Source organism: Kribbella caucasensis (assembly GCF_004361855.1).
GTDB lineage: Bacteria > Actinomycetota > Actinomycetes > Propionibacteriales > Kribbellaceae > Kribbella > Kribbella caucasensis.
The window spans coordinates 145,076-165,852 of the sequence record NZ_SNWQ01000010.1 but is presented as its reverse complement, the minus strand read 5'-3'; the positions used below and the strand labels follow the sequence as shown (position 1 = coordinate 165,852).

The 20,777-nt window shown below is 67.8% G+C and carries 15 protein-coding genes; 6 read left to right on the top strand and 9 right to left on the bottom strand.

Annotated elements, in window-relative coordinates; translation table 11 throughout:
• Positions 1–135 precede the first annotated feature (135 nt).
• Together ligA and EV643_RS21580 are read left to right on the top strand one after the other, a co-directional pair.
• Positions 136–2,145 (top strand): NAD-dependent DNA ligase LigA, encoded by a 2,010-nt coding sequence (gene ligA / locus EV643_RS21590; protein ID WP_370452332.1) that lies wholly within the window; start codon positions 136–138, stop codon positions 2,143–2,145.
• A 241-nt stretch (positions 2,146–2,386) separates the two neighbouring features.
• Positions 2,387–3,343: a cyclase family protein gene (locus EV643_RS21580; RefSeq protein WP_202869676.1), complete on the top strand. Its 957-nt coding sequence runs from the start codon at positions 2,387–2,389 to the stop codon at positions 3,341–3,343.
• Positions 3,344–3,450: 107 nt separating this feature from the next.
• Here the strand turns inward: EV643_RS21580 and EV643_RS21575 are convergent, their stop codons facing one another.
• The gene (locus EV643_RS21575) at positions 3,451–4,170 is read right to left on the bottom strand and encodes an alpha/beta hydrolase (RefSeq protein WP_133801915.1); all 720 of its coding nucleotides are present in this window, start codon (positions 4,168–4,170) and stop codon (positions 3,451–3,453) included.
• A 362-nt stretch (positions 4,171–4,532) separates the two neighbouring features.
• Here EV643_RS21575 and EV643_RS21570 point away from each other — a divergent pair, with 362 nt between their 5' ends.
• The 3 genes from EV643_RS21570 to EV643_RS21560 all read left to right on the top strand — a co-directional run bounded on the left by EV643_RS21570 (position 4,533) and on the right by EV643_RS21560 (position 8,001).
• Positions 4,533–5,306, top strand: a complete 774-nt coding sequence (locus tag EV643_RS21570) for a hypothetical protein (RefSeq protein WP_133801914.1) — start codon at positions 4,533–4,535, stop codon at positions 5,304–5,306.
• A 113-nt stretch (positions 5,307–5,419) separates the two neighbouring features.
• Positions 5,420–5,755 (top strand): class F sortase, encoded by a 336-nt coding sequence (locus EV643_RS21565; RefSeq protein WP_133801913.1) that lies wholly within the window; start codon positions 5,420–5,422, stop codon positions 5,753–5,755.
• 110 nt (positions 5,756–5,865) lie between these two features.
• Positions 5,866–8,001 (top strand): hypothetical protein, encoded by a 2,136-nt coding sequence (locus EV643_RS21560; protein WP_133801912.1) that lies wholly within the window; start codon positions 5,866–5,868, stop codon positions 7,999–8,001.
• Between the two features lie 124 nt (positions 8,002–8,125).
• Here EV643_RS21560 and EV643_RS21555 read toward each other — a convergent pair whose 3' ends face one another.
• Positions 8,126–8,917: a phytanoyl-CoA dioxygenase family protein gene (locus tag EV643_RS21555; RefSeq protein WP_238165706.1), complete on the bottom strand. Its 792-nt coding sequence runs from the start codon at positions 8,915–8,917 to the stop codon at positions 8,126–8,128.
• A gap of 73 nt (positions 8,918–8,990) precedes the next feature.
• Here EV643_RS21555 and EV643_RS21550 point away from each other — a divergent pair, with 73 nt between their 5' ends.
• The gene (locus EV643_RS21550; RefSeq protein ID WP_133801910.1) at positions 8,991–9,794 is read left to right on the top strand and encodes a helix-turn-helix domain-containing protein; all 804 of its coding nucleotides are present in this window, start codon (positions 8,991–8,993) and stop codon (positions 9,792–9,794) included.
• Positions 9,795–9,809: 15 nt separating this feature from the next.
• Here the strand turns inward: EV643_RS21550 and EV643_RS21545 are convergent, their stop codons facing one another.
• From EV643_RS21545 to EV643_RS21515, 7 genes are all read right to left on the bottom strand, one after another.
• Complete coding sequence (locus tag EV643_RS21545; RefSeq protein WP_133801909.1) at positions 9,810–10,691, bottom strand: carbohydrate ABC transporter permease; 882 nt, start codon at positions 10,689–10,691, stop codon at positions 9,810–9,812.
• Positions 10,688–11,662 carry a carbohydrate ABC transporter permease gene (locus EV643_RS21540; RefSeq protein WP_238165705.1) on the bottom strand — a complete coding sequence of 325 codons (975 nt, stop codon included), beginning with the start codon at positions 11,660–11,662 and terminating at the stop codon, positions 10,688–10,690. The genes EV643_RS21545 and EV643_RS21540 overlap by 4 nt, the downstream gene beginning before the upstream one ends.
• Position 11,663: 1 nt before the next feature.
• Complete coding sequence (locus EV643_RS21535; protein WP_166665526.1) at positions 11,664–13,049, bottom strand: extracellular solute-binding protein; 1,386 nt, start codon at positions 13,047–13,049, stop codon at positions 11,664–11,666.
• Between the two features lie 34 nt (positions 13,050–13,083).
• A complete protein-coding gene (locus EV643_RS21530) occupies positions 13,084–16,293 on the bottom strand; it encodes a DOMON domain-containing protein (RefSeq protein ID WP_133801907.1) in 3,210 nt (1,069 codons plus the stop codon).
• Between the two features lie 210 nt (positions 16,294–16,503).
• Positions 16,504–17,181: a response regulator transcription factor gene (locus tag EV643_RS21525; RefSeq protein WP_133801906.1), complete on the bottom strand. Its 678-nt coding sequence runs from the start codon at positions 17,179–17,181 to the stop codon at positions 16,504–16,506.
• Positions 17,178–18,389, bottom strand: coding sequence for a sensor histidine kinase (locus tag EV643_RS21520; protein ID WP_133801905.1), 1,212 nt, complete (start codon positions 18,387–18,389; stop codon positions 17,178–17,180). Before EV643_RS21520 ends, EV643_RS21525 begins: the two co-directional genes overlap by 4 nt.
• A 60-nt stretch (positions 18,390–18,449) precedes the next feature.
• Positions 18,450–20,663 carry an MMPL family transporter gene (locus EV643_RS21515; RefSeq protein ID WP_133801904.1) on the bottom strand — a complete coding sequence of 738 codons (2,214 nt, stop codon included), beginning with the start codon at positions 20,661–20,663 and terminating at the stop codon, positions 18,450–18,452.
• Between the last annotated feature and the right edge of the window lie 114 nt (positions 20,664–20,777).

The window sequence follows — 20,777 nt, the reverse complement described above, 5'->3', positions numbered from 1 at the left end:
CTGTGTTCATGTCCTGGCCAGGTGTCGCCTACTGGTGCGGCGCGGCCAGCATGTTGCTGACGGCAACAGCTGCGGGGAGCTGCTGATCTTACCTGGCGAGCTGGGGGTTCGGCTGTTTGTCGGGGCACGCGGGTAGTGTCTTGGGCTGTGGACGTTGGGGAGCGCATTCAGGAACTTGCTGATCAGATCGTGGTAATGCGCGATGCCTACTACCGGGGTTCGCCGGTGGTGGCGGACGCGGAGTACGACGCGATCGAGGACGAACTGCGGACGCTGATCGACGCCAACCCGGAGCTGGCGCCCAATCCGAATCCGCTGGAGCAGGTGGGTGCACCCGCGGTGCTGCACGCGCCGGTCCGGCACTCGCGGCCGATGCTGTCGCTGGAGAAGGCGACCCGTCCCGAACAGGTGGTGGCCTTCTTCGCCCGTTTTCCCGGCCAGTCGGTGGTGGTCATGCCGAAGCTGGACGGCCTGTCGCTGGCCCTCGTCTACGAGAACGGGAAGTTGGCACGAGCGATCACCCGCGGCGACGGGACGACCGGCGACGACGTGACCCCGCTCGTGCGAGCACTCGCCGACGGCGTCCCGGACCGGCTCGACGTACCGGGCCGCATCGAGGTCCGCGGTGAGGCGGTCATGTTGCGCTCCACCTTCGCCGCCTACAACGCCGCCCACCCGGACAAGCCCCTGATCAACCCGAGGAACGCCGCCGCCGGCACCCTCCGCGCCAAGGACCCGGCCACCGTCGCCGAACGACGTCTGCAGTTCCTCGCCTTCGACCTGCTCAGCGACCCCGGCAACACCGACGCCGATCTCGAGCGCGCGCTGCGGACGATGGGGTTCACCGTCGCCGGCATGCGGCACTGCGACGACGCGCCCGCGGCGCAGCAGGTCATCACCACGATCGAGCAACAGCGCAACGACCTGGACTACGACCTGGACGGCGCCGTACTGCGTCTGGCCGATCGCGACGCCTTCGCCGCCGCCGGCACCCGTTCCAGCTCGCCCCGCGGCGCACTGGCGTTCAAGTTCGCCGCCGAGGAGAAGACCACCGTGCTGGCCGACGTGGTCTGGGACGTCGGCAAAACCGGCAAGATCGCGCCGGTCGCCTGGCTGGAACCCGTCTTCGTCGGCGGTACGACGGTCACCCGCGCGACGCTGGCCAACCAGGAAGTGATCCGCGCCCGCGACATCAAGATCGGCGACACGGTCCTGGTACGCCGCGCCGGCGACGTGATCCCGTTCGTCGCCGGCGTACTCGACGCCTCCAAGCGCACGGGGGCGGAGCGAGACATCGTGCCGCCGACCGTGTGCCCGTCGTGCGAACAGCCACTGACCGAGCAGGGCAACAGCCGCGAACTGTTCTGCACCAACGTCGCCTGCCCCGCCCAGACCGTACGGCGACTGATCCACTGGGCATCCCGAGCCGCAGCCGACATCGACGCTATCGGCGGAGTCTGGATCGAACGGCTGGCCGAGGCGGGGATCCTCGAGCACCCGTCGGACTTCTACCGGCTGACCAAGGACGGACTGCTGGAGTTCGACCGCATCGGCGAGATCTCGGCCGCCCGCATGATCGACTCGATCGACACGAGCCGTCAGGTCGGCCTCCGCAGAGCACTGATCGGCCTCGCGATCCCCATGGCCTCCGAAGGCACCGCGACCAGAGTGTGCCGAGCAGGATTCCGCTCATTGGAAGAGGTCGCCGATGCAGGCGTCGACGGGCTCGTCGCCGTCGAGGACATCGGGCCGAAGGTCGCCGCCTCGCTGATCGAGCATCTCACCCGGCTACGGCCCGAACTCGAACGGCTCCGTGCGGCCGGCGTATCGCTGGACGTACGCGAAGAAGACCTCCCACCGGTCGTCGCCGCCGGCGCGCCACTGGCCGGCAAGACAGTGGTGGTGACCGGCTCGATCAGCGACCCACGCACCGGCGAGAAAGTCGCACGCCCAGCCTTCCAGCGACTCTGCGAGAAGGCAGGCGCAACCATCGCGTCCTCGGTCTCGGCCAGCACCGACCTACTCATCACCGGCGCCGACGTCGGCGCCGCCAAACTGACCAAGGCCGAAAAGCTCGGCGTCACCGTCATCGACCAATCCGAGATCTGGCACCAACTCCAAGCCGCCGACCTACTCAGCCACTGAGCCCACCAGTCCACCCAGGGCACATTGATCTCCTCAAACGCGCACTTACAGAGCTTTGTCACTCTGTAACTGCACCAGCGGTACCTCGCACGCAATGTCAACGGCTACCGGTGCCACAGCACCACAGGTGTGCCGTACCGTGCCTCCTGACCGGCCGACTGCTGGCCCGCTGATCTGCTGTCATGCCACGTCAGCGGGCCTTGGTGCCTCGAACCGCGTGACCGGAGGAGTTGATGCTGGGATGACGGCAGGGCGACCGATGCCCACACAGGACGACGTGCTCGGGTACTTCGACACGCTGTCGAATTGGGGACGGTGGGGCGACGACGACGAGCTCGGCACTCTGAACCACATCACCGACGACGTCCGGCTGGCGGCGGCGCGGGCCGTGCGCCACGGCAGGAGCGTGTCGTGCGGATGGGAGGTTGCCGTACCGGAAGACATGGAGCGGTCGACGACGACGTGCCCGTGCGCCGCCGACATGCCGGGGGCCGAGGACATGCCGGTGCCCGGATTCCGCGCTGACCGGCGCTGGGGCTTTTCGAACGAGCGGCTCGGCATCATGTTCCACGGCAACACGATCACCCACGTCGACTCGCCGTGCCACATCTACTGGGACGGCACGATGTACAACGGGCGGTCGCACTCGTTGGTCGACGCCGCAACGGGATCGGCGTGGGCAGCCGTCACGGCGGCGGCGAACGGGATCATCACGCGTGGTGTCCTGCTGGACATTGCCAGGGTCCGCGATGTGCCGTGGTTGGAACCGGGGCAGGGTGTGTTTCCCGACGATCTCGAGGAGGCCGAGCGTCGCCAGGGTGTGCGGGTGCGATCCGGCGATGCGGTACTCCTGCGGACCGGCTATGGCCGCGTCCGGCACGAGGCCGGTGACGCCAGCGGTTTCACGCAGGCCGGCTGGCACGCGTCCTGCCTGCCGTGGCTGCATGAACGGGAGGTCGCGCTGATCGGCGCTGACACCCCCCAGGACGTTCAGCCGTCGGGGTACGAAGACGTGTTGATGCCGGTTCACGCCGTGAGCCTCGTCGCGATGGGTCTGTGGATGCTCGACAACTGCGACCTGGAGGTGTGCGCGACGACGGCTGCCGAGCTCGGCCAGTGGGACTTCCACCTCGCGGTCGCGCCGGTCCGCTTCGCCGGTACGTCCGGCAGCCCGGTCAACCCGATCGCCACATTCTGACCGCGGGACTCGCGCCCGACAGTGTCGGCACCCTTCACCGTCTGGGAGTCGGCCGTAGACCTCGGTGTTGGTGTCAACGCGTCCCGCGCCTTCCGAGCACGATTGCTTCAGTGTCCGAACGCCCAGGCCACCATCAGCGGGAACTCGGCTTGCCAGAACGGGTCGCCGTGATTTCCGACCCGCTCGTTCATCACGACGTCCGCATCGGCATCGCGCAGCGCGTCCGCCCACCGGGTCGCGTTCTCGAGGAACCACGGCTCCAGCGTTCCGGCGACGAGGTACGCGCGCGGAAGCGGGCGCGGCATCACGGCAGGCGGGCGATAGCCGCCGCCGGGCGAGGCAGAGAAGACCGCACCGTAGAGGTCCGGATGCCGAAGCCCCATGGCGAGCGCGAGCTCTGCACTCGCCGACACGCCGCACACCGCGGTGCGTTCGGCCGGCAACGCGACGCTGAAGCGCGACCGGACCCAGCTGCGGATGTCGTCGGCGAAGAAGCTCTCGTGGGCCGCGAACCGTTCCTCGTCGAACGACGGTGAGTACTCACGGATGCGCGCCATCTCGTCCTCATCGTCCGTGCGATAGGCACCAACGATCATGGTGGGCGGTACGTCGGCCGCCTCGAGGTACCCGCCCCACTGCGAGATCAACTGACCGTCACCGGCGAACACGACTGCCTCCGGCGGATCCGGCGGCACGTACACCGTGACTTGCCGGCCGCCGTCGTACTCGAACGTCTCGGTGACGAGCTCTCCCGCTATCCGATCAGCACGAGCTGGTTCCGGCGCCGACTCGGCACCACCGGGTCCGACGGCTGCTTGGTCATCCATTGGTAGTCGCACCTCGATCTTTCAGGGTCGTGACCCAACCGACGCGGGCCGCATCTGGCCTCGTGCTCGGAGTCGCAGTAAACGCCTTTGATCCGGCCGGAAGTACGCCTGGAATCACTCAGCCGAATCGATAACTTTGATCCCGCTCGGCGCATCAAGTAGGTGTCCTAAGGGGGCACCGTGAAGTCTTTTCACATCATCCGTTCTGTCAGAATCCGTCTACCTATCCCCGCCACGTGCTCGAACTCGCCGCCGTACCGGTGGGAGCGGTCGCTGTCCCGGCGATCGTCGGCGCCGGCTCTGCGCCCACTGGCTTGTTCCTGTTGTGTCCGAAACCTCGGCACGCGAATTCAGGTCTGGCAATGAAACGTGATTCGTTCGTTGGCGGTCTGTTGACCGCAACGCTGGCGACAGGTCTGCTCCTCGTGGGGAGCACATCTGCGTCAGCCCAGAACACCGGGCCCGCCCCGGCCCAGCTGAGCACCGGCAGCACAGACCTCAAGCGCCACGCCACCACGGTCCGGCCGCCGGTGCTCAGCAAGGCACGGGTCACCTGCGGCGACGTAGGCGCCGGCGTCGTGGCCAAGCTGCGCAACCCCAACACGACGGTCCAGCACTACATGGTCGGAGCGGGCGATGACAACTACGTTGTGACGGTGGCCGCCCACGGGACCGAACTCGTCGAGTTCGGCTGTCTCCCCAACGGCACGTACATGCTCCGGGTCCAGAACGCCGACGGGGACTTCGTCGCCCAGACCCGCGTGCGTGTGCAGTGCGATGCCACGCCGCCGACCGGCACACCAACCGCAACGCCAACGGGCACGCCGACCGGCACACCAACCGCAACGCCAACCGGCACGCCGACCGGCACGCCTACGAGTACGCCAACCGCATCGCCATCGGAGACGCCGACCACGTCGCCGACGACCGGCACGTCGTCCGCGACGACCGCCGTGCCGTCGACCCCGGTGGGCGTACCAACCGCGGTGGAGGCTGGTCTTCCTGGCCCTGCCGCGCAGGATGACTCCAACCACCGCCGGACGATCGTCGCCGCCGGCCTGCTGGCGGCCGTCGCCATCATGATCGGCCTAGCCTCGCTCCTGATTCGGCGACGCCGCGGACTGCACCAGCTCTGACAGCAAACGCCCCGCATGGGCAGAAACCGGCCTACCCGCCGCGACCGGCCGACCTCATCACTTCGAGGCCCGCCGGTCGTGGTGGCCGGCGTCCTGCTCGCGTTGCTGGGCGGGTGGGTCGTGTCCGGCCAGCCGGCCGAACACCCGCCGACAATCCCCCAGACGTCACCGACGACCAGGCCGATCGCACCGTGCACACCGGCGGTGGCGCCTTCGACGATCTCGACAAACTTCGAGTGGGCGCCATCGTGACCGTCATGACCACCACCGGCCCGATCACCTACGTCACGACCTCGGTGACGAACCACCCCAAACGATCACTCGCGAAGCACGCCGCGAAGGTCTTCGACCAGACCACCCCAGGCCGGCTCGTACTCGTCACCTGCGAGAACTGGAACGGCAAGGTCTACCTCAGCAACGCCGTCGTCATCGCCGAACCAGTCCGGTGACCACGAACACCGCAGTCAGCGGTCCCCGTGTCCAGTTCCTGACGTCACCCTGGCGCCCGGGTATCGGACCGTCCAGGGTTGTTGGCAGTCGAGGGAAGTGGGAAGGGCGTATGACGAACAGCAACGCCGGCAAGCACGGCGAGGCGACCGGCTTCCAGGAGCAGGCCCCGTACGACGAATCGATCGACCTGCGCACCGATTTCGTCATGGTCTACGGCCTGAACGACACGACGCCGCAGCGCATCGCCCGGTGGCGGGAGGCCGGCTATCGCGTCCACCTGATGACCGGCATCTCCTGGGGCACCTATCAGGACTATCTGGATGGACGGTGGGATGGTTCCGACCACTGGGCCGACGCGCAGACCGCGAGCGACGGATCGCCGATCCTGCACGGTCACAGCACCGACATCCCGTACATGGTCCCGACGTTCGGCTTCACCGAGTACCTGGTGCAGAAACTCCGCCCGATCATCGAACTCGGTGTCGAAGGCATCCACCTCGAAGAGCCGGAATTCTGGGCCCGCGCCGGCTATTCGGAATCGTTCAAGCGGGAATGGCAGGCCTTCTTCGGTGAGCCGTGGCAGCCCCCGCACAGTACCGCCGAAGCGCATTTCCGCTCCGGGCAGCTCAAGCAGCACCTGCTCTCCCGCAGCCTCGACCGGGTCACCTCCGTACTGCGGGACGTTGCCCTCCAGCAGGGCCGCCAGGTGCGTTTCTACGTCCCGACGCACAGCCTCCTGAACTACACCCAGTGGCAGATCATCAGCCCCGAATCACGCCTGCGGACGCTGCCCTCGATCGACGGCGCCATCGCGCAGGTGTGGACCGGAACCTCACGCACGCCCAATGTTTACGCCGGAAAAGTCGCCGAGCGCACCTTCGAGACGGCCTACCTGGAATATGGCATCGCCCAGGACCTAACCCGCGGCACCGACCGCCATATGTGGTTCCTGCACGATCCGATCGAGGACCACCCGGACCGCACCTGGGAGGACTACCTGGCCAACTACCAGCGCACCCTCGTCGCCTCGCTGTTGCACCCGGGCGTCTCGCGGTACGAGGTGGCGCCGTGGCCCAACCGGATCTTCAACCGCCCCTACCTGCGCGAGGGATCCACCGAGCGACAGCCCATTCCGCCGGACACCGCCACCAGCTACCTGATCGCCATGAACAGCCTGCGCCACCTGGACCAGCCTGAGGTGCGCTGGGCCAACCCAGGACCGCGGATCGGGATCGCGCTCTCGGACACCGCCATGTTCCAGCGTTGGTCCCCCGGTGGTGACCGTGCACACTATGAGGGGGCTCACTACGACGGCCTGCAGGACGCCCTGGCACTGGATGGCCGCGATCAGTTGCACTTCTCCGACTTCTACGGTCTGGCGCTGCCACCGTTGTGCAACGGGCAGCGGGTTTGTCCGGTCCAGCTGGAGAACGTGATCGACACTCCTGATGCACTGGACGATGTCGACGTACTCGTCCTGAGCTACGAATTCCAGAAGCCGCTGGCGCCCGGCATCCACTACGCGCTGGCCGGGTGGGTCAGCCGCGGCGGCAGCCTGCTGTACGTCGGCGACGGCGCCGATCCGTACCACGAGATCCGCTCCTGGTGGACGGGCCGCTACGGCACCTGCGCCGACCACCTGGCCGAGGCGCTCGGCGCGGACCGCAACCACGCCGGCGTCCAGCCGATCGGTCAGGGCCGGGTCCGGTTCCTTCCGTCCCGGCCGGCCGGCTTCACCGAATCACCGGAACGCGCCGCCGACCTGGTCGCGGCGATCCGCGAACTGGCCGAGGTGGGCGGCCATACCTGGGAGTCCACCAACTGGCTGTCGGTTCAGCGCGGTCCGTACCTCGTCGGAGCCGTGCTGGAGGAGGCCGGCGGCTCGCACGTCGTCGAGGGCAGGTACCTCGATCTGCTCGACCCGCAGCTGGGCATCGTCCGGCAACAGGAGCTGGGGCCGGGCCAGCTGACCTGGCTCCGCGACCTGACCTACGACGAGGAATCGCTGCTGGCCTCCGCCGGCCGGGTCGTGGACTGGGAACGCGACCAGGCCGGGATCCGCTTCGGCTGCGAGGCGCCGCGCGGGGTGCAGGTCATGACCGCGCTGCGCGTTCCGGCCGAGCCGGCGGCCGTTCGGGCCGACGGCGCCCACGTCACCGACCTGCGGTACGACGCCGAGGTCCGTGTGCTGTGGCTGCGGCATCCCGGCGTTCCCACCGGGACCCGCATCGAGATCGACTTCTGAGGCTCTGGTCACTGCTCCGCGGCGAAGTCGGCGAGGATCCAGGTGTCCTGATCGATCTCCATCGCGTCGCGGAAGGCCCGTCCGAGGCAGCCGGGCAGCCAGGTCAGCGCCCACCACGTGGTGGTCAGAGGCCGTCGTGGTCGTGCCAGTGGGATTGCCAGCGGGGGTCGGTGGGAGTGGTGGAGAGTTGGTAGCGGATGTCGGTGGAGAGGCGGATGCTTCGGGAGACGTTGTCCAGGGCGGCGTGGACGGTGTGGGCGGTGTGGATCACCACGTCCCCGGCGGCGTAGTCGGTGACCAGCCAGCGGGCGTCGTACTGGTCGGCCAAAGCAGGGAGGTCGGCAGTGATGGAGGCTGCGGGACGTTTCAGGAGGCCTCGGGCTTCGTCCTCGAGTACGCGGTGGTGGCTGCCCTCCAGGTAGGTGAGTCCGCCGCGGGCGACCGGGCAGTCGCCGATCGGGATCCACGCGGACAGCACCTGGTCGGTCCCCTCCCGCAGGTAGAGGAGGTCGTAGTGCGCCTGCGTCGCCGTACCGATCCCGCCTTCACCAGGCGCGGTCTGCCGGATGATCTTCCGCTTGTGCAGGAACGGCTTCCCACCCAGGAACCACTCGAACCACCCCCGCAACGCCGGCTGCGCGCAGAAGGCGGCGTACTCCGCTCCCGGCACGATCTCCCCGAACAGCGCCTGCCGGTACGACGCCCGGTCGGTGGCAGCCTCGGTCAGCGAGAAGTAGTACCGCCGGAACCCCAGCACCACCTCCGGATCGAGCAACCCACGCAGGAAGAGATACCCATCCTGCCGCAGCCGCTCCCGCAACAGCACCCGATCACCACGCTCACGATCCGGTACGGCGCTCAACGACCCGAGCCGGTGAGCGGATTCGTCCAGGACATACCCGTTGGAGGTCAGCACACCAACCATTCCAGCCGCCCGGGAGGAAGTCTTGGAATGGACAAAGACGACCACTTCTTGGACTCTTGTCAACATGCCTACCTGGTCGACGTACTTCACTCCAAGCCAGAGTGAACGCCAACTTGGACTCTTCTGCCTCGGTGCCGGCGAGCAGGACAACCCCAAGGGACCAGGCCCGGAACGCGCCCTCGGCTGTCACGCCCTGGTCTGGATCAAGGAAGGCCGCGGGCACCTTCTGCACGGCCCCGACCGCGAGCTCCACCAAGTCGAAGCTCCAGCGATGCTGTGGCTGTACCCCGGCGTCCTGCACGGCTACCGCCCCACCACCCGCTGGCGACAGGCGTGGACACTCTTCAGCGGCCCTGCCACGGATGTACTCACCGCGCTGGGCCACCTCGACCCCAGCCAGCAAGTACGCCGGTACGCCGATCCCCGGCCCATCGACAAAGCCTTTACCCGTCTCCTACGCGTCACCCGCGCACAGAACGGCGTACGGAACGGCGTACAGACCATCGCAGCCCTGTACGACGTCATCGCGCAGGCAGCAGCGCCACCAGACGACGGCATAGCGGCCCAGCTCGCCCGACTCGCCTGCAAGCCGCTGTCCATCCGGGACTACGCAACAGAGCTCGGACTGACCCTCAGGGAGTTGCGCGACGCCATCAAGCACACAACCGGCTCCACCCCGCAGGAACTGGTCCTGACCACCAGGCTCAACACCGCCAAGGCACTGCTCGCGGAGGAGGACCTGCCGGTGACAGCGATCGCACGGCAGGTCGGCTACGACGACCCGGCGTACTTCAGCAGGCTGTTCACCACCCGGGTCGGACAGTCACCGCGCGCGTTCCGGCGGTTTGGTTCGATGCCGCCCGAGTAGGTGCCAGCGGTCGTACTAGCCCTTGATCCCGCCCGTCAGACCGGCGCCGCGGATGAAGTACCGCTGGAACAGCAGGAAGATCACGATCGGCAGCACGACCGAGATCAGCAGTCCGGCCATGAACAGGTTGATCTGCACGTTGTCGCGAATGGACGGCAGCATCACTGACAGCGGCTGCTTGGTCCGGTCGGGGAGCACCAGCTTCGGCCACAGGTACTCCCGCCAGGCCGCGATGATCGACAGCAGCGAGACCACGCCGATGATCGGCCCCGACAACGGCAGGACGAGTCTGGTGAACATCCGGAAAGTGCCGACGCCGTCGATCTTGGCCGCCTCGAAAAGCTCGGCCGGAAGCTGCGCGAAGAACCGGCCGGTGATGAGTACGTTGAACGCGCTGGCACCGGCCGGCAGCCAGATCGCCCAGTAGGTGTTGATCAACGAACCACCGACGATCGGCACGTCCAGAATCGTGAGGTACAGCGGCACCAGCGAGATGACTCCGGGGATGAACAGCGTGGCCAGCAGCGCTCCGTTGACCACCTTGGCATAGCGGGGACGCAAGATCGACAATGCGTAGCCCCCGGTCGTGGCCACCAGGACGGACACCGCCCAGTTCCCGAGTGCCACCCACACCGTGTTGATCAGCGCCGAGCCGACCCGAAGCCGCGACCAGGCGTCGGCGATGTTGTGCCACTGCGGGCTGCCGGGCCACAGTTCCAGCGGCCGGGCGACGATGTCGTTGGGTTGCGAGATCGCCGCCTTGGCCAGCCAGAGGATAGGGCCGAGCCCGGCGAACACCAGCAGGGCGAGTACGGCGACCGCACCGCCTGCCATCGTCCAGCGCACCAGCGGCCGTCGCCGGTCGGCGGCCGAGATCAGTCCGCGCTCCTCGGTCATGTCGTGCTCCAGCCACGAGTCAGGCGGAAGTAGGCCAGCGACAGCAGGCCGAGGAAGATCGCCAGCAGCACCGACAGCGCCGTCGCCCCGCCGTAGTCGCCGTTGATGAAGGCGTAGTTGTACAGCAGCATCAGGATCGTGGTCGTCGCGTTGGCCGGGCCGCCACCGGTGAACAGGAACGGCTCGGTGAAGACCTGGAAGGTCCCGATGATCTGCAGCAACAAGGTGATCAGCAGAATCGTTCTCAGCTGGGGCAGCGTCACATGGACGATCCGCTGCCAGATCGACGCGCCGTCGATCTCGGCCGCCTCGTACAGATCGCTGCGGACCCCGGACAGCGCGGCCAGGTAGATGATCATCGTCGCGCCCGCACCGGCCCAGGTGGCCTCCAGCACGATGCTGGGCATGGCCGAGCGCGGATCCTGCAACCACTGGAACGGCCCGAGTCCGACGGCACGGGCGAGGGTGTTGAACAATCCCGATTCACTCGCGTCGTAGAACACCCGCCAGAGCAGGATCGCCACCACCGGCGGCAACACCACCGGCAGGTACGCGAGCACACTGAACAGGCCGCGACCCCGCCGAAGCTCGCGGACGAAGATCGCGAGCGCCAACGGGGCCGGATAGCCGAAGATCAACGCCAGCAACGCGAACCACGCCGTGTTGCGGACGGCAACCATCAGCAGCGGGTCGGCGAGCACCTTCCGGAAGTTGTCGAGCCCGACCCACTGGGCGGGCTCGACCAGATTCGTCTGCTGGAACGCCATCACCAGACCGCGCGCGATCGGCCACCAGGAGAAGACCCCGAACACCACCAGGAGCGGGATCATGAAGATCAGCGCACTCAGCCCGCCGCGCCGGACCCACCGGACCAGGCGCGCCGCGAGCCGCCCGGGCAGGCGCCGGATCCGGCGGCTCTCCGGCGACACCGCCTGCGCGGCGGTGCGGCCGGCCAGCACTTTCGTCGTCACCTCAGTTCGCCAGCAGACCGTCGACCGTCTTGGACGAGGTGGACAGCAACTGGTCGAGGTCGGCGTCCTTCTTCGTCAACACGGTCTGCACCACGGAGTCGAGGTTCGCGTAGACCTTCTGCGCGGCGACTGGTGGCTCGACCGTGAGCTTGAGGCTGGGCGCCGCCTTCGTGTACGGCGCGAAGTTCGCCTGCGGGGTGTTGACGTACGGCTTGATCCATGCGTTGTACTGCGCCTGCGACGCGGCGTCGAACAGCCACAGGGTCGGCAGTCCGACCGAGTACACCTTGTCCGCGTTCGCGGTCTTCGCGTCCGAGATGGCGTGGTCGGAGTCGGTGAACTTCTTCAGCCAGAAGAACTCGGCCCACTTGACCGCGGCGGCGATCTGCTCGGGACTGGCCTTGGGGTTGAACATCTGGACGGCGCCGCCGGTCAGCGTGCCGCCGTCGGGCGAGTCCAGTGGCAGGGGCGCGACCCCGATGTCCTGTCCTTTGGCCCCCATCGTCGTGACCTCGTCGCGGTAGTCGCCGGGGGTGCCGATGTACATCCCGATGTTGCCGGCGGCGAACTCCTGCTGGAGCTGCTTCTGGTTGTAGAGGAAGTTGTTGCCCATCGAGTTGTCCTCCCAGCGCATCTGGTGCAGCTGGGTGAGCGCGTTCTTCATCGGTGCGTCGTTGAACGAGGCAACGGTCTTGGATCCGTCGACCTTCTCGATGGTGCCGCCGTACGTGTAGGTCATCGCGGTCAGGATCCAGCCGCCGGTGTTGTTGGTCGTCATCATCGCGTAGCCGGCTTTGCCGGTCTTGTCCGCGATGGCCTTGGCGGCCGTCCGGACCTCGGCCCAGGTTGTCGGCGGCTTGTCGGGGTCCAGGCCGGCCTGTTTGAACAGCGCCCGGTTGTAGTCCAGGCTCATCGTGTACGCCTGGACCGGCAGCCCGAAGACCTTCCCACTCGGGTCCTGGACGATCTTGAGCACCTCGGGGTTGATCTTGCTGCCCACCGGTGACCCCTTCACCTCGTCGGTGATGTCGGCCAGCTGGCCGCGGGCGATCAGGCCCTGGACATCGGTGTAGGGAATCGCCACGACGGTGGGCAGCGTCCCGGCCGCGAGATCCGCCTGGAACGTCTGCACGTCGTAGCCGTACTCCGATCCCTGGATCTTGATCTTCGGATTCGCCTTCTCGAACTCGGCGACCCGATCGGTCCAGGTCTTCAGGGCCGCGGCCTGGTCCGGGGTCGGTTTCTGCCCGACCACGATCGTGGTCACGCCACCGGCGCTATCCCCGCCGGCCTGCGATCCGCTGCCGGACGAGCACGCGGTGGCCGTGAGGCACGTGGTGATCGCCAGGGCTGCGAAGGCTCTCGTCGTCCGTCGTCTGTTCAACACAGTCACTCCTTTGTCAGGCATGCGGGCCAGCGGCTCAGCTGGTGAACGTCGCGGGGAGGTACAAGGTGGTGGTCTTGCCGGTGACGATCCCGCTGGCCCACTGAAGGGCACCGGCGCGGCCCGCGCCGTCGTTCTCGTTCAACGCAAGGGACATCGATACCGGGCCGGTGGGTACGGCCTGGAACCCGAGTGCCGGCCACGGCAGCGTGACCGAGTATCTGGTCACCCCGGCGTCCCGGGTGATCTCAGCGGTGGCGCCCGGCGTCGGCCCGGCCGGGGTCCCGTCGGCGGTGCCGAACGAGTAGACGGCCGGACCGGACGGCAGCAGCGCCGTGCCGATCTCGGTGGATGTAGCCGTCTCGCCGGGCAGCCCGGCACTGATCGCGAACTGCAGGCTGTCGCCTCGCCAGAGCGTTGGTGCCGTCTCGGTCTGCGAGAAGACGTCGTCGGTGACGGCGGCGTTGATGGTCAGCCCGCTGGAGCTGTACTGGTAGTTGACTGTGCCCGACAGGTCGGCGGCCCCGCCCCAGGGCCGGGTGAACGCGAGCCAGCCGGCGTCGGTGGCCAGGTCGATGGAGCTGGCCGGGACAGTGGTCGACGGCACGATCGGATCGAAGGCGGTGGTTCCCTTCGCGGCGACCTGGTTCCCGTCGCTGGTGGTCACCTCGATCGAGTACGCGTACGGTTTCCAGCTGTCCACGCCGGTCAACGGGACGCTGACCGTGACCTTGCCGCCCGGCGGGATCGACTGGCCGGTGCCGGCCGTCCCGCTCTGACCGCCCAGGCTCCAGGTCAGTTCCTGAACCGATGCGGCAGAACCGGCCTTGGTGTTGGTGATCTCGATCCCGAGGCCGGCCTGCAACGGCGACGCCTGGGCGATCTGCGGCAGCACCCGGATCTTGGTCGCGGGCTCGACCGTGGTCCAGGCCACCAGCCTTGCGATCGGCGCATCATCTCGGGCGACCGTCGCCACGACGTGTCGCGGCCCGAGCGTGCTGGTCGGCGGAATCGGCACGGTGACGGCGGAGTCCTTGCCCGGGGTGACCGTGACCGGCACCGTCCGGCCCGCCACCGTGACGGTGAGCCGGCCGAGGCAGCACAACTGGCTGGGCTTGCCCGTGCCCTTGATGGTGACGGTGACCGCGGTGGGTTCCTGCGGGTTGGACGGGTTCGCGGCCGCGATCTTCACCTGCGGCGCCGCGGTCACGCTTACAGCGGTGGCGTTCCCCTTCACGAAGACCGGGTCCTGGTCCACGGTCAGAGTGACGACTCCCTGTGCCGGGGTGAGCGTCGTCTTGTGCCCATACAGGTCCGTCACCTGCAGCGGCTGGCTGGTCGTCAGCTGGACGGTCGACGTACCCGTGCCCGTCGACCAAAGCACTCGGGTGGTCGACGTACCCGAGCCGAACCGGTACGAGTACAGCGGCGAAGCCAAGGTGTCCCGACCGGTATACGCGAGTCCGGTCAGCGCGCGGATCGTGGTGGCCTTGGCCACCAGCCCCGGCTTCGGCGCCATCCCGGCGATCGGCCCGGCGGGTGCGGCGAGCAGGCCGAACGTGCTCTCCTTGTCGTCCAGGTTGGTGCCGTCGTTCAGCGCGTCGTACCAGTAGAACTGGCTGACGCCGCTGGCGAGCATGATCGCGTCGTTGCGGATCGACTTGCGGGCCTGGTCCAGCATCGACCCACCGAAGCTCGGTGCGGTCGGGTAGCCCTGCTCGCTGATCCAGATCGGTTTTCCGGCGCCGCCGTTCGCGTCGGCTGCGGTGCGCAGGTTCTGGATCTGGGTGTCCAGGTCGCCCTCGGGCCCCGCGAACGTGTAGACGTGCGCGTTGATCGAGTCCATGTAGGCCAGCCCGCCGAGTGAGAGCAGCTGGTCCCGGAACGACGTGTCACCCATGTTCGGACCGACGTCGACGATCACGTTCGCGTTCGGGTTGTCCGCGTGGGTCTGCTCGTACGCCGCCTTGATCAGCTGCAGGAAGCACGCACCGGTGACACCACAGGCGCTGTCGTTGAAGCCGGGCATGTAGTACTCGTTGTAGGTCTCGATGTCGTTGGTGGTGCCGGCGAAGTGCTTCAGCCAGAAGCTCTGGTACCGGCCGTACGCGGCCAGTCCGGCCGGCGTACTCGGCGTCTTGCCGCCGTCGTAGAGCGAGTTGCGGTAGCCGGTCACCAGCAGCGGGATGATCCCGTTCGCCTTCGCGTCCGCGATCATGGCGTCGTACTGCGGCGGGACCGCGTAGTTGCCGGGTGAGCCGGATTCCAGGTGTCCCCACTCGAGGCTGTCGCGGATGTGCGAGAAGCCGGCCAGGGCAAGGGTGCGGATCAGGGCGCCGCTCAGTGGGTAGTAGTGGTTCCCGTGGGTGTTCACGCCCCACTTGCCCTGTGGTGACTGGATCCCCGGTGGCAGCGGCGGGATGACCGCGAACGTCGTACCGACGACGGTCTCGCCCGCGGTCAGACGGAGGTTGTAGAAGCCGGGGCCGAGGCCGGACACGCTGATCGAGCCGGCTCCGCCCGAGACCGGAGCGTTGCCCGAGGCAACTGGAAGGTACTGGTCGTCGGTGACGCTCCAGCCGACCGACGACGCGGTCGAGGTGAGCGAGACGCTGCCGGAGCCCTGGGTGAAGACCAGGCTCTGGTTGGTGACCGTGATGCCGGTGGTGTCGGCGAACGAGACGCTGACCGACGAGACGCAGATCGAGCTGATGACACCACCAGGTGCGTTCGCCATCAGCCGGATGTCGGCACCGTTCGCGCGGTTCTGGAAGTTGATGTTCGACATCCTGAGCTGCGTGGTCGCCCAGCTGCCGGTGCCCGGGAAGACGAACCACGGCAGCGGGGTGAAGGCCGCGCTGACGCTGTCGTACTGCGCCGTCAGCTGCTGACCGGGTGCGTCGAAGTAGTTGACCGTGAGGACGGCATCGGTCGCACCCGCCGGGATTCGGGCCGAGTCGATGTTCAGGTAGATGTACTGGTTCCTCAGCTCCGGGCTGGTCTGCCAGCACGGGACGCCGAGCCGACTGGAGGCCGCGTGGTCCGGGTTCTTGTCCGGATCGCCGGGCCAGGCCGCGATCCCGTCCGCGGCGACCGGATTGCTGAAGACGATCCCTGGATCGGCCGCTACCGCGGCCTCCGGGCCGGCGGGACCGGCGATGGCCGGTAGCTGGCCGGCGGCGAGCGCCACCAGCACGGCGAGCACCGCGGCGAATCTTCGACGTTCAGATCGAACCGGACCGGACATGGGCGGATCCCTTCGCTGAGTTCATGTACATGAACAGCGCACACCGACCATTCCAGCGCCCCGCGAGGAAGCAGTGGAATGGACGAAGACGACCACTTCTTGGACTCTTGTCACCCTGCCGAACTGGTCGACGCACTTCACTCCAAGCCAGAGTGAAGACCGACTTGGACTCCGCCGGGCGGATGTCCTGCGTTGGTGCGGGGCTCGGGATCAGCTGGTGCCGGGGTCCGGCGATACCAGGCCGTTCTTGTAGGCCAGGACTACGAGTTGGGCCCGGTCACGAGCGCCGAGCCTGTTCATGGCCCGCTGGATGTGGGTGCGGACTGTGTGCACGCTGAGGTGGAGTTCGCGGGCGATCTCGCCGTTGGACATGCCATCGGCCGCCAGCATCATGGCCTCGCGCTCGCGGTTGGTCAGGTCGCCGATCCCGGGGGTGATGGGCAGCGGGCCGGGCGGCGGGGTGGCGAGGAACTGGGCGATGAGGGCCTTGGTCGCACCCGGGGACAGCAGGCTGTCGCCGGCGGCGACGATACGGATGGCTTCGAGCAGGGCGTCGGTGGTGACGTACTTGCCGAGGAAGCCACTGGCACCGGCGCGGAGGGCGCGCGCCACGTGCTCGTCGTTCTCGAAGGTGGTGAGGATGAGCACCCGGGTGCCGGCCAGGTCGGGGTCGGCGCAGATGGTCTCGGTGGCGGTCAGTCCGTCGGTGCCGGGCATCCGCACGTCCATCACGACGACGTCGGGATGATGCACCCGGGCGAGGTCGACGGCCTCCGCGCCGTCGGCGGCCTCGGCGACGACCTCGAGGTCCGCGCAGGAATCGATCAGGATCCGGAAGGTGCCGCGCAGGAGCGCTTGGTCGTCGGCGAGGAGGACGCGGATCGTCACGACGCCACCTGCGACGCCGGCGCGCGTGGCGCGGACCCGCCGGGATGCAGAGGAAGAGTGGTCACGACCTCGAATCCGACATCACTGCTGTCACTCACGCGCAGATCTCCTCCGATCGCAGCGGCACGCTCCCGCATGCCGATGATGCCGTAGCCGTGATCGCCGGGTCCCGATGCGTTGTCGGGACGCACGTCGTTGGTCACCGTGATGGTGAGCCTGGTGCTGCTGTACCGGAGGCGCAGGGACGCAGTCGCCGAGGCAGAGTACTTGGTGGCATTGGTGAGGGCCTCTTGGATGATGCGGTAGGCCGTCAGATCGACCCCGGGCGGCAGGTCTCGGGGTTCTCCCTCGATCTCTACGTCGACGGTGAGGCCTGCCGATCTGCAGACCTCCAGTAGATCCGGGAGCTGGACCAGCCCCGGCGCCGGTTCGAGGTTCTCCGCGTCGGTGCCGGTCTGGCGCAGGACGCCGACCGTGTCGTGCAGCTCGAGCATGACCGTCGACGTGGTGGCCTGGAGTTCGGTGAGGATCTTCTTGGAGAGTTCTGGGTCGGTCTCGAACAGATGGGCCGCGGTGCCGGCCTGAGCATTGACCACGGCCATGTGGTGGGCCACGACGTCATGGAGATCGCGAGCGATTCGCATCCGCTCCTCGGTGACCCGCAGCCGGGCCTCTTCCTCGCGGGTCCGCTCGGCATGCTCGGCGCGGGCATGGACTGCGTCGAGATAGGCGTAACGCAGCCGGGACCTACTACCCATTGCCAAGGGCAACAGCAGCCACAGGGCGGGCCCTACCGCGCGCAGCACCACCGTCCCGTCGATGTTGACCCCGACTGCGGTGCCGACAACCAGCACGGTCGCGATGCCGCCGTACCCCCAGGTCGTCCGCGAAGCAGTGCTGGCGGCCAGCCAGTACAGCGCAACCATCACCGGTGCCAACAGGAGCGGGGTGAGGAGGAATCCGAGGCTTCCCGTGGCGACGGCGCAGGCCGTGGTCACGATGACCGTCATCCGCGGGTTGTCGCGTGCCTTCAGCAGTGCCAGGCACGCGAGCCCTGTCACCGCCTCGGCGACCCAGACGTCTTGCGGACGACTTTCGCCGGGGGCGATCAGGTTCGCGCCGAGTACCGCGCCACCGAGCAGCGCAATCACGACGAACACGTCGGTCAGCCGCGGATGTCTCTCGGTGTACTCGTCCAGGCTGACCATGTCTGCTCTTCCTCTGCGGGTACGCCGTGCTGACGTCCATTGTCTCCCGGACGAAACGCGTCACGGCGCGCTCGCGGGCACGGGCTCTTCGGGACGCGCGGGCTGATCTCCCAGCGGGGCCCGGTTCAGGCTCTCGCCCTCGATGTCGACCCGCGGGACGATTCTGTCGAGCCAGCCCGGAAGCCACCAGGCCCGGTGGCCGAGGAGCGCGAGCACTGCCGGGACGATGGCCATCCGGACCACGAACGCGTCGAGGAGCACCGCGGCAGCGAGGCTGAAGCCGATCATCTTGATGAAGGCGTCGTGCTCGAAGATGAACCCGGCGAAGACGGCCATCATGATCAGGGCGGCCGCGACCACGACGCGAGCGCTGTGCCGGAACCCGGTTTCGAGCGCCTGCCGCGGTTCCTCGCCGTGGACGTACGCCTCCCGCATCCGCGAGACCAGGAACACCTCGTAGTCCATCGCCAGCCCGAACACGATCCCGATCATGAAGATCGGCACCGCACTCATGATCGGACCGGTCTGCTCGACCCCCAGCAGGTTCGCGGCCAATCCCTCCTGGAAGACCAGGACCATCGCACCCAAGGCGGCCAGCACCGAGAGCAGGAACCCCAGGGCTGCCTTGAGCGGAATCAGGATCGAGCGGAAGACCACCAGCAACAGCAGTACGGCGAGACCGACCACCGTGGCCAGGTAGGGCACCAGAGCACCCTGAAGCTTGGCGGACAAGTCGATGTTGATCGCCGTGGTCCCAGTCACCTGGAACGTCGTACCCGTGCCCTCGGTGAACTGCGATCGCGCATCACGCAGGTCGCGTACCAGATCCTTGGTCGCCTCATCGGTGGGGCTGGTGGAGGGGACGGCGTCGAAGAACGCGGTGTCTCCTGCGTCGTTGAACTGCGGAGGCGAGACCGAAACCACACCATTCACCCCAGCCACGTCAGCTGCGATCGAGGCGACTGCCTGCTTCGGGTCGGCCGCGTCACCGGCGTCGACCACAATCATGAGCGGACCGTTGAAGCCTGGTCCGAAGGCCTTGGCCAGCTCGTCGTAGGCACGGCGCTCGGTGGCCGAGGTCGGCTTGGACTCATCCCCCGGCATCCCTAGCCGCAGTGCGGTCACGGGAATCGCCAGCGCTCCGAGCACCACCACGCCAAGGGTCAAGACCGCGACCGGGCGGCGAAGTACGAACCGTGCCCACCGGGTCCCGCCGCGACCCAGGGACTTCTCGCCAGCGCCGGCTGCCTGGCTCCGGCGCGCAGAGCGAGACAGCACCTTCTCGGGAACGAACCCGAGGACCGCCGGCACGAGGGTGAGTGCGACCAGGACGGCCACCACCACCGCCGCGACGGCAGCCAGCCCCATCTTGGTCAGCATCGGGATGCCGACCACTGCGAGGCCGGCCAGCGCGATCACCACGGTCAGGCCCGCGAAGGCCACGGCGGAGCCCGCGGTACCCACCGCCAGCGAGATGGCCTCGACCGCGGGCAGGCCGCGCCGCCGTTCCTCGCGGTAGCGCGAAACCACGAACAGCGCGTAGTCGATCCCCACCGCAAGACCCAACATCATCGCCATCGTGCCGGTGGTCGCCGACAGGCCGAACGCATCACTGACCGCGAGAGTCGACAGCATGCTCACCGCAACCCCGAGCAGAGCGGTCAACAGCGGCAGCCCCGCGGCCACCAGCGACCCGAAGGTGATCATCAAGATCACCGCAGCCAACGAGATGGCGATGATCTCGGCGGTACCGCCCCCACCAGCGGACTCCATCGCGGAACCGCCGGCCTCGACCGTCAGTCCAGCGTCCCTGGCGATATCGGCAGCGGCGTTGAGCTGCGCGCGACTGTCAGCGGTGACTCCGCTGGCAGGCACGTTGTACATCACACTCGCGTACGCCGCCGAGCCGTCCCTGCTGACCCCATAGGCCTGAAACGGGTCGGCCACCATCTCCACCTGGTCACCGCCGGCCAGCCGCTGAACCGCCGACTCGATCGCCGACTTGAACGGCGCCGAGGTCACCTCCTTGCCCTCCGGCGCCACGAACACCACCGTCGCGCCGCCGGCATCGGCCGTGAGGCCGGGAAACCGTTCCTGCATCAGTTCGAACGCCCGTTGCGACTCGACGCCAGGCACCGAGAAGTCATCATCGGGAACTGAGGGCGCCGTCAGCCCCGCGAAGAGCGCTCCGGCCAGGATCGCCAGCCAGGCGAGTACCACCGGACCACGGCGTTTGAAGGCGAATCGGCCGAGCCGAGCCAGGATCGTTGCCACAGGACGTCTCCATCTGAGAATTTGTCGGGAGACATCACCGTCCCAGCCACGACCGGCCCGCGTCGTCGTGCAATCTGCGACACCTGACTACGCAATCCGCGCCCATTCATCGCC